At 30.3% G+C, this 6,020-nt stretch carries 5 protein-coding genes; 3 read left to right on the forward strand and 2 right to left on the reverse strand.

The features are described from left to right. Positions 1-475: 475 nt before the first annotated feature. Together RR409_RS20605 and RR409_RS20610 are read left to right on the forward strand one after the other, a co-directional pair. The gene (locus RR409_RS20605; RefSeq protein ID WP_332559656.1) at positions 476-1,054 is read left to right on the forward strand and encodes an FMN-binding protein; all 579 of its coding nucleotides are present in this window, start codon (positions 476-478) and stop codon (positions 1,052-1,054) included. 500 nt (positions 1,055-1,554) lie between these two features. Then, a complete protein-coding gene (locus tag RR409_RS20610) occupies positions 1,555-2,328 on the forward strand; it encodes an epoxyqueuosine reductase (protein ID WP_332559657.1) in 774 nt (257 codons plus the stop codon). A 238-nt stretch (positions 2,329-2,566) separates the two neighbouring features. Here RR409_RS20610 and RR409_RS20615 read toward each other — a convergent pair whose 3' ends face one another. After that, positions 2,567-3,127, reverse strand: a complete 561-nt coding sequence (locus tag RR409_RS20615; RefSeq protein WP_332559658.1) for a hypothetical protein — start codon at positions 3,125-3,127, stop codon at positions 2,567-2,569. A gap of 236 nt (positions 3,128-3,363) precedes the next feature. Here RR409_RS20615 and RR409_RS20620 point away from each other — a divergent pair, with 236 nt between their 5' ends. Continuing rightward, entirely contained in the window at positions 3,364-5,241 is a 1,878-nt protein-coding gene (locus tag RR409_RS20620) for a S8 family peptidase (RefSeq protein WP_332559659.1), read from the forward strand. 352 nt (positions 5,242-5,593) lie between these two features. On the opposite strand, the gene RR409_RS20625 is transcribed toward RR409_RS20620, so the two are convergent. After that, positions 5,594-6,020, reverse strand: a 427-nt coding sequence (locus RR409_RS20625; RefSeq protein WP_332559660.1) for an FtsW/RodA/SpoVE family cell cycle protein, incomplete at its 5' end; no start/stop codon positions are given.

The raw sequence follows: 6,020 nt of genomic DNA on the forward strand, positions 1-6,020 counted from the left end.
AAAACGAAAACAACCCCACTCCAGGACTTTCATAATAAGGGTAAGATTATCCAAATTTGAGTTATATATTTAAAAACTATTGAATAAAGGGGGCTGGTATAAGGTGAATTTGGGGATATTTTAAAAGCATAAGTATCACATTCTATTTAAGAGTGCGCTTTCTACAGAAGGTTAAACTGTGTTTGGAGATAAATCTCCTTCAAGAAGTAATTTAACAAAATGAACTTGTTCATTATTTAATAATTAAGATGAGCACATGCCAAGTTTTGCAAGAGGAAGAATCAAACTTAGCTCTTTAACATTACGTAAACACCAAATGACATATTGAACATTTATAATTAAAAAAATTTCGGTATTTACTTTTTACATATTTTATTGTATCAGTGTGTAAATGTGACTTGAAAAATTGAGGATAAAAAAAACAATATTCGGGTAATTTAAATCTATGATATATTCCTCAAGGAGAGTGATAAATATGAAAAAATTAAGCACTTATGTTTTAACTATAGCTTTTGCTTTTGCCTTTATTGGATGTGGCGCAAATACTGAAAACATTAATGACAATAACTCACCAAATAATTCTGGCACTGAGCTTCAAAAAGAAATAACAAACAGCAATGCTAACATTGATGAGAAGAATGCTCCAGGTGACAACACTGCTACTAATCCTCAAAAGGAAATTACAAATAGCACTGCTATTAGATCTGAAGATAATGCTCCAGGCAGCAATGTTGGTAATGGTTATATTGATGGGGTATATGGAAGCATGTATAAAAACAAACAAACTGGGTTTGAAGAAGCTATTGTGACAATACAAAATGGAAGAATTCAACATATTGAACTGAAAAAATTAGATGATAATAAAAATGAAGTTAATTATGAAGAATGGGATGGAACTAAACGGGGATATCCAAATCTAAAGCAATATAAAGTGGATTTAGCAAAAGCAATGATTGCCAAACAATCCTCTGAAGTTGATGTTATTTCTGGTGCTACTTGGAGCTCAATTGGATGGAAAGCAGCAGTAGATAATGCACTTAAAAATGCCAAGTAGTTATTCAGAGTTTCACTCAAATAAGCATGGAATAACTATTCATGGGGACAAAAATCAGAATGTAAAATGTAATTGAAACTATCGTGGAATTTTTACGCTAGTATCTAAAAAGTTATATTTTTTAGAGTTACAGTGCATGAGAAAAAAATGTTCAAAAGTAATTAAAAGATGTATCCTATAAAGTAGAATGCAGAGCATCTACTTTATAGGATACATCTTTTTTAGAGCCACTGTTTTTATTACAGAGTTGCCAAAAGACTATGAAATTACTCCTTTTATAATAGTTAACATTATTATTATATCACCACCAAATTTCAGTATTATATAAACGATTCATAAGATACAAATTTTGCACTTTTCATAAATAGTAATTACGATATTATAGGTATATTATACCAATGATAATTTGATATAATAGAGTTAGTTGATGGGACTATCTTTCCTTATGGTTTATTTTATGTATAACATAAAATTATGTAATTGTATTTTAGGGGGTAAAAATGAAAAGTAAAATTGAGATGATTATAAAAAAATTTGTACAACACTATTCAGATATGAAAGATGTTGAAACTAAATGGATGGAGCCTTTGGTAACTTATGCTGATGCAAATGATGAAATGTTTAATAGGCTTAAAGACATAGTTAGCCCTTCTCATTCACTACCCAGAGATTTATTACGTGATGCGAGCACCGTTGTGGCATATTTTATACCTTTTCATGAGGAAATAATTAAAAGTAATAAAGAAGGAATGGAATGTTCTAGGGCTTGGGCAAAAGCTTATATAGAAACTAATCAATTAATATTTGATTTAAATACTTATATTAAGAATGAACTACAAAAGTTAGGATGCAAAACAAATATTACACCAGCAACACATAATTTTGACTCAGAGAAACTAATTAGTGATTGGTCCCATAGACATGTTGCTGTTATAGCTGGACTAGGAAAATTTGGACTAAACAATATGGTAATTACTGATAAAGGATGTTGTGGAAGAATAGGAACTTTTATTATTGATGCAAATGTAGAACCTACTGAAAGAAAAAATCAGGAGAGTTGCTTATATAAGCATATGAATATATGCACGCAATGTGTTGATAAATGTGTAAATGATGCTCTGAGTGTTCATGGTTTTAACAGAGGTAAGTGTTATGAAATGTGCCTTCATAATGATAAGGTTCATTCAGATATTAATGGTTTAACTGACGCTTGTGGTAAATGTTTAGTTAACCTTCCTTGTTCCATGACAAATCCAGTTAAACTAATTAAATAGTTAACAAATTCACTTTATTGAATGATTTTTAGAGAGGATGACATTGACTTTTATAATTTAAAAAAAGATTTACTAAGGGGATTTATAAATGGGATATAAATTAACGATAGCTAAGGAAATTTGAAGTATATATTATAAATAGAAAAGGAGTTTAGTATATAATAAAAATAATAAGGCTTATATATTCTATTAAATCAGTTGAAACAAAAGACTTAATAGGATATATAAGCTTTTTTTATTAAGGTTCTAAAGCATTTTGAAAAGCTTGAAGATGATTTTTTGAAGTGTCTCTAATTCTAGTGAAAACATCTTTTACATTACTAGGAAGATTTTGAGTAAGAAATCTATTATACATTGCAATAGTCTCCGCTTCATCCTGCACCCCGTCTTCGAGGCTTTCTTTTATACTAGTTGGTGCACTCACATAATTATTTGAATTATCTACTGGCAAAGGAACAATGTAACTAATAAATAAAGGTTTTAAATGGTTAATGTGATTATTCTCTGCAATAATAATATTGGTAAATGGAGGCTGTTTACCAAACTTTTCAACAACTAGTGAGTATTTTGATATAGCAACATATTCATCTTGAAGGGCATAAGTCAGCATATCTTCTAAAGTTAACTCATGGTCTGCTTTTGCAGCATCTACACCAATTAGATTGCTATCAGGATGAGGGGAAGATTTCGCATTAGTTGCTAAAAATAAAGCGTCCAAATTTACTGCATAGCAATTCGTACTTGCTATAAAAAAACTCATCACAAACATTGCGACAAATAAAATTAGTTTATTTTTCATAGTGTCACTCCTTTTAAATGTAATTTTAGTTACAATATTAGTATGCTGATGTTTTTATATTTGAATACATTTTAAATATAATCTTTTGTAATGTTAATTTACTTTCTTAAAAATCTTAAGGGCCTCAAAGTAACCTCATAATAACTAAATTTTCAACTTTGTAGATTATATTTAAGAACAAACTTATTTTCTTTGAATATATTACTTTAGATAGAACTTTGATAGGAAGGATTTTTATGGGGTATAGCAATTACTTGAAGAAAATTAATCGAGAAATAGATGAGGAAAATATAATTACACCTTTAAATAAGCAGTTAGAGGTGTATTATCTTAGTGGAAACTATGACTCTTATCTTGTGGAGTATGAGGGTGATCTTGCTGCGAAATTAGCAGTGCTAGATTATGCTGATGCCTATATTACAGAAAAATCCTTTGCCATAATTTTTGTTAAGAAAGGAATGTTAAACCAATTACTTGAAGCTATACCTAAAATTATGAATATTGAGCCTTACTATGTTTACACTCTTTCAGAGCTATATTCATTTAACTCTGAAAATAAAAATTCAATAAATAAAGGATCCCTTACTTTAGACGGGGAAGGTGTAATTGTTGGCATAATAGGTACTGAACTAGATTATTTAAATCCTAGATTTCTCACAGAAGATGGAAAAAGCAGAATTATTACTTTTTGGGATCAAAGTGACAACACTGGACCGAGGCCTAGCTCCATGCCCTATGGAACAGAATATAGTAAGGAAAATATCAATGCAATTATTGCTTCAAATACTGGTGAATTACCCAATGAGTCAGTTTCGCCTAGATATGAAAAAAGCTTTGGCACTGCCCTAGCTGGTATTATTGGAGGAAGAAAACTAACAAATAAAGATCCATTTTCATCTATTGCACCTAAGTGCGAATTTGCATTAGTAAATCTTAAACAAGCTAATAAAGACTTTCTTAAATCTATTGGAATTGAGAAAAGTTTTGAAAATATATATCAAGGAGCAGAAATTTATACAGCACTTAAATACTTATCGGATTTTCAACAAACTGTAAAAAAACCAATGGTGGTGTATTTACCTTTAGGAAGCAATTCTGGTGGGCGTAGCGGAGATACCATTTTAGAAAGATATATTGATGTTATCACAGAAAGAACAGGGTTCATAGTGGTAACTAACACTGGAGCTCAGGGGCATGGCAGGACTCATTCTGGAAGAGTTATTAAAGAAACTGGAGCTACGGAAAATAGCTTTGTTGAGGTTGATGAGCTTGAAAATAGCTTGTATCTTTCAATTTATACTAGAACTATAGATCTTATTGATATTACTATTACTTCTCCGACAGGGGAGACTATTGAAAAATTTACAGTAGACAAACTAAATCAAATTCTTACCAATGAAGAAAAAGGAATTCCTATTGATTATTTTGTTCAAGAAAAACCCAATGGCATTAAGAACTTAGAGATTATAATTAGAGATGTTAAAAGCGGTATTTGGAAAATAAGCCTCTTAGGTGGTTATATTGTAAGTGGAATAGTGGATATTTGGCTTCATCCAGAAGAGTTATTACACAGCAATACTAGATTTTTTAGAACAACCCCCTATACTACTTTACTAACTCCAGGAACAGCCATGAATATAATAACAAATTCATATTATGGCACTCAAAGTAAAACAATTGCAATCCACACAGGCAGAGGATTTCCAAGAATGGGTGAAACTCAGCCAGTAGTATCATGTCCGGGCTTTAACATGTTAACTGTTAGCACAAGTAATAATTTAGGTGGGTTTAGTGGTGCAGCTATAGCCGGTGCTATACTTGCTGGAGCAGTTGCACTAGTATATCAGTGGGCTTTTGTTCAAGGAAATTATCTTGAATTAAATCCCAAGTTATTAAGGCAGTTATTAATTTCTTCTACCATAAAAGAAGAAAATATAATCTATCCAAGTGAAGAATGGGGATATGGTAGATTAGATTTTCAAAAGCTAAAGGAAACTTTAAACAATGAAAAATTAAGTTCTAATAGTATCACTGATGCCGCTTCTAGAAAAAATGGTTTAACAACATCCCTTTATATAAGTATTCCGTCTGAGATTTATTTTAGGTTAAAATAAATTCATCAGTTCCATAATTTCAGAAAAGTATAGAAGATATTTCTTATTTGTAGGTTGTTTTGTTGGATTTATTTGTATTTCTATGTGGATATACATTATCAATTACTGATGAGAATTTCATTAAGGGATTAAAAGAGCTAAACGAATACTGGCTTTATAAGAATAAAAACCTATGCTATTTAAATATTTAGCATAGGTTTTGTACTGTGAAAATCTTTAAAAAGGTTGTATTGTTTAAGATTATTACATTAAAACTTATATAATTTTAGTAGATAGATTCTTTAGGTACATTAATCTTAAAGAATATTTCTTTTTAAGAGTAATCTGAAGAAAAAATCCTAATAAAATGAAGCTATTTTTCCACTACCTTATTTGTTAAAAAGTTATGTGCTATATCCTTTCTTCTATATACACTTAGTATTAATCCCACGATAACCATATTAATAATTAACTGTGAACCACCAAAACCTATAAAAGGAAGACTAATACCAATTATAGGGGAGAAACCAAAATTCATTCCAAGATTAAGTAAAAATTCTGAAGCTAAAATGGCTATAAATCCTGAAACTAGAAGCTTTCCATAGGAGTTCTTTGTGATTTTAGCTACATTGATTAATCTAACAATAAACACAGTAATTAGTGCAACCATTATAGCTGCAACAACCCACCCAAAGGTATACACAATATAAGTAAAAATAAAGTCAGTGTGTAACTCCGGAATGGTATTAGATTTCATGGTGAACCCATTACCAAAGGCACCAGAAGACTCAATAACTTTT

The organism is Clostridium sp., from assembly GCF_036642255.1.
Lineage (GTDB): Bacteria > Bacillota > Clostridia > Clostridiales > Clostridiaceae > Clostridium_J.

What these genes read in the sequence shown, in the direction of transcription:
- RR409_RS20620 (WP_332559659.1), top strand. Translation starts at nt 3,364, where the DNA reads ATGGGGTATAGCAATTACTTGAAGAAAATTAATCGAGAAATAGATGAG.
- RR409_RS20610 (WP_332559657.1), top strand. Translation starts at nt 1,555, where the DNA reads ATGAAAAGTAAAATTGAGATGATTATAAAAAAATTTGTACAACACTAT.
- RR409_RS20605 (WP_332559656.1), top strand. Translation starts at nt 476, where the DNA reads ATGAAAAAATTAAGCACTTATGTTTTAACTATAGCTTTTGCTTTTGCC.
- RR409_RS20615 (WP_332559658.1), bottom strand. Translation starts at nt 3,127, where the DNA reads ATGAAAAATAAACTAATTTTATTTGTCGCAATGTTTGTGATGAGTTTT.